At 61.6% G+C, this 2687-nt stretch carries 3 protein-coding genes; 1 reads left to right on the top strand and 2 read right to left on the bottom strand.

The window, feature by feature from the left end:
• Nucleotides 1–347 precede the first annotated feature (347 nt).
• A complete protein-coding gene (locus VEK15_25945; GenBank protein ID HXV64169.1) occupies nucleotides 348–1232 on the top strand; it encodes a hypothetical protein in 885 nt (294 codons plus the stop codon).
• A 12-nt stretch (nucleotides 1233–1244) separates the two neighbouring features.
• Here VEK15_25945 and VEK15_25940 read toward each other — a convergent pair whose 3' ends face one another.
• Nucleotides 1245–2258 (bottom strand): SUMF1/EgtB/PvdO family nonheme iron enzyme, encoded by a 1014-nt coding sequence (locus VEK15_25940; GenBank protein ID HXV64168.1) that lies wholly within the window; start codon nucleotides 2256–2258, stop codon nucleotides 1245–1247.
• Nucleotides 2242–2687, bottom strand: a 446-nt coding sequence (locus tag VEK15_25935) for a hypothetical protein (GenBank protein HXV64167.1), incomplete at its 5' end; no start/stop codon positions are given. The genes VEK15_25940 and VEK15_25935, both read right to left, overlap by 17 nt.

Here is a 2687-nt window from a genome sequence, read left to right as displayed (position 1 = left end):
GTGGGCATTTCAAAGTCATTCTTCCCGCAGTTTTTGGGCGGGACTCAAGCGGAGAACACGGACAGCGGGAACGAGACTGGCAACGGTCGCGGTCAACATCGTGCCGGCGACGACGGAGGCGATCGTCACCGCGATCGTAATCGTGAATAGGGTGTGCTGACGGCGTTTCGTACCGCGAGTCTCAAATCCCTGGCGAAGCTCATCGCTTCGTTTGAATAGGCTAACGCGTCAGGGGCCTCCCTTGTTCCCGGCGTTTCGTGGCGCGAGGCGATGACGCCCCTCGGGCCATCGCCCCCGCTTGGACCGCGCTCGCCCGAGCGGTGCCTTCCATGCCATACTCGAGCCATATGAAAGCGGTGGTCGTCGCCCTGGTGGCCGCTCTTCTCTTCTCCCCGGGCCGGACCTCGAACGAGACTCCGGGAAACCCCTGTTCCGGGGTGCTCGCGAGCGGCATTCCACCGCGGTCTAAAGACGCGCCCACCGGCTCCGAGCTCATGGAGACCGTCTGGAACCTTCGCGGTCGTGAGCGGGATGAGGCGATCGTTCGAGAGCTGACTCAGGGCAACCTTCCCGATTTTCTACGCGATCTCGTGCCGGTACGTTTGTGGTCTCGCGATCGACGTGGGGTTTTCCACGAGGCGATCGTTTGCGTGACGCCAGATTACCTTTCGGTTGGCTCCAACGACGATTTCGTGCGCGTGCCCCTTGGGTTCCAGGCTGCAGTCGACACCGCGCGCGAGTTTCAATTCACTCTTCCCACACGCAAGATCGTGGACGCGATCTATCGACAGTCATCGGTACGGCTCGCTCCTCGTCCCATGACGCCCAGCCCCCGGATGGTCTCGACACCCTACTTCGTCGAGCATAATCGCATCATCGAGCAACAGAGAAGCGGCGAGCTCGGCGAGCTCATCTCCGGTCACAAGAAGGATCTGATACTGACGAAGCGGCTCTTGACGCGAAAGGGCAGGGTAGCCATCTATGGTTGGCACGAGAAGGCGGGTCATCCCATCCAGCCGCTGAGCACATTCCATGGCGCGCGCTACGCGGACTATAGCCACGGGGTGCGGCTCGTGAGCACGACCGTCATGCTCGACGGCTCACCGCGATCGGTTTACGACATACTGCGTGATTCGTCCGTGGCCAGAGTGCTCACGTACGAGGGAGCCATTCGGGATGCCGCCCGCCTAATGCGGGTGGAGGCCACGCCGGTAAAGACACCGACCGATTGATTTCGATTTCCTTCACTCTGCTGCGAGCGTCTTGCAGCAGCGAAATCCCAGGTGATAATTGTGGTGGCTCTTGGGGTCCATCACGCGGCTCCCGTGCCAGAAGGGAGCGCGCCAGCGACAGGCATCCTCGTGTGCTTTGTACTGATCGAATATGAACCAGCTCCCCTTCATTTCCGTGTAGCCTAGCTCGCGACTTCCACGACTCGCCATCTGACTTTCGTCGATCGGCAAGTTCATGTGTTCCGCCGCGTTTCCGTGAAGGTCATAGACCATGAGCGGACTTCGGCATTCGGGATAGGCGCCCGTCGGAAACGTGTTGGAGCCGCAGTTGGCCCAACCTCCTCCCTCGCAGCCGGAGGTCTTGGAGCTCGTCGCGGCACAGACGCCGGTTCGGTACGAGGGTCCATACGACCAGACCTTGTTTCCGTCATGAACCCGGTTATGGGCGCTCCGCATCGCGCGAATGGCTGCAGCCGGGTCGACACCTTTTGCGAGCTCGAAGCGGTAATCGGGCGCATCGAGACTTCCGGCGCAGGCGCCCTCCCACTCGTGGGCATCGCACAGCCGCTTGCCCATGGACTCACAGATGAGAGCGGCCTCTCGGGCGCGAACCCAGACGACGGGATACTCACAGGGAATATCGGGGAACTCGAACTGATCGATGCAGGCGCGTGCGTCCTCGGGGGATTGCGTCGCGGGATCGTATAGGGGAGCCATGTACTTGCCGCCGCATATCCGCTCGAGCTCGGAATCTTCGTAATGAGTTTGGGCTTGCTCCAAACGGGCTCGGCACTGGTCGGGGCTCATCGGATGAACGGCGACGGCGGGATTGCCCTGGCCGATGAACGGGGAGCCGTCGAAGATCTCTCGCAGCGCCGTCGACTGTTCCGGGGACAGAGCGTGCACCTGTCGAATCCGTTCGAGCAGCCGCTCGTTCTGCTCTCGGTGTGAGGGCGCTTGTGACGCGGGGAGCGTTACCGCGGTCGAGACGAGCGTTAGGCCCAGGAAGTTACGGGGCGAAATCATCGGCGTCGGCCCTCCGGAGGATGTAGAAGAAATCTCGGTTATCCGCAAAACCCAGGAAGCGCGGCAGGATCTGATCGCCGACTGATTTATCCAGCACTTCCATACCTTTCACGAGGTGTTCTACGTCGAAGCTCTTCTCGCTCGCGCCATAAAGAGCCATGTAAGTGTGCTCGAGCGCGTTCATGTCGAGAAGCATCGCGTAGCGGCATCCGTAGGCTTCGAAGACCCGCGCCATCGCCGACGGTGTCGCCGAAGAAAAATAGGCATAGATCAAGAAGCGGCGGTTGTCGAGCTCCTGGATTGCGGTACCCGCCCGGACGGTGCGAAACTTTCGATCCTGCGATCCGGACCAGTTCCCCGCCGCCCACCGCGAGACCTGGCGTCCTGGAACCGGACCGCCGGTCGCGGGGTCGGTCTCGATGATCGGCA

The sequence above is a fragment of the Vicinamibacteria bacterium genome (genome assembly GCA_035620555.1).
In the GTDB taxonomy this organism is placed as follows: domain Bacteria; phylum Acidobacteriota; class Vicinamibacteria; order Marinacidobacterales; family SMYC01; genus DASPGQ01.
This window is presented reverse-complemented; position numbering and strand designations above follow the sequence as displayed.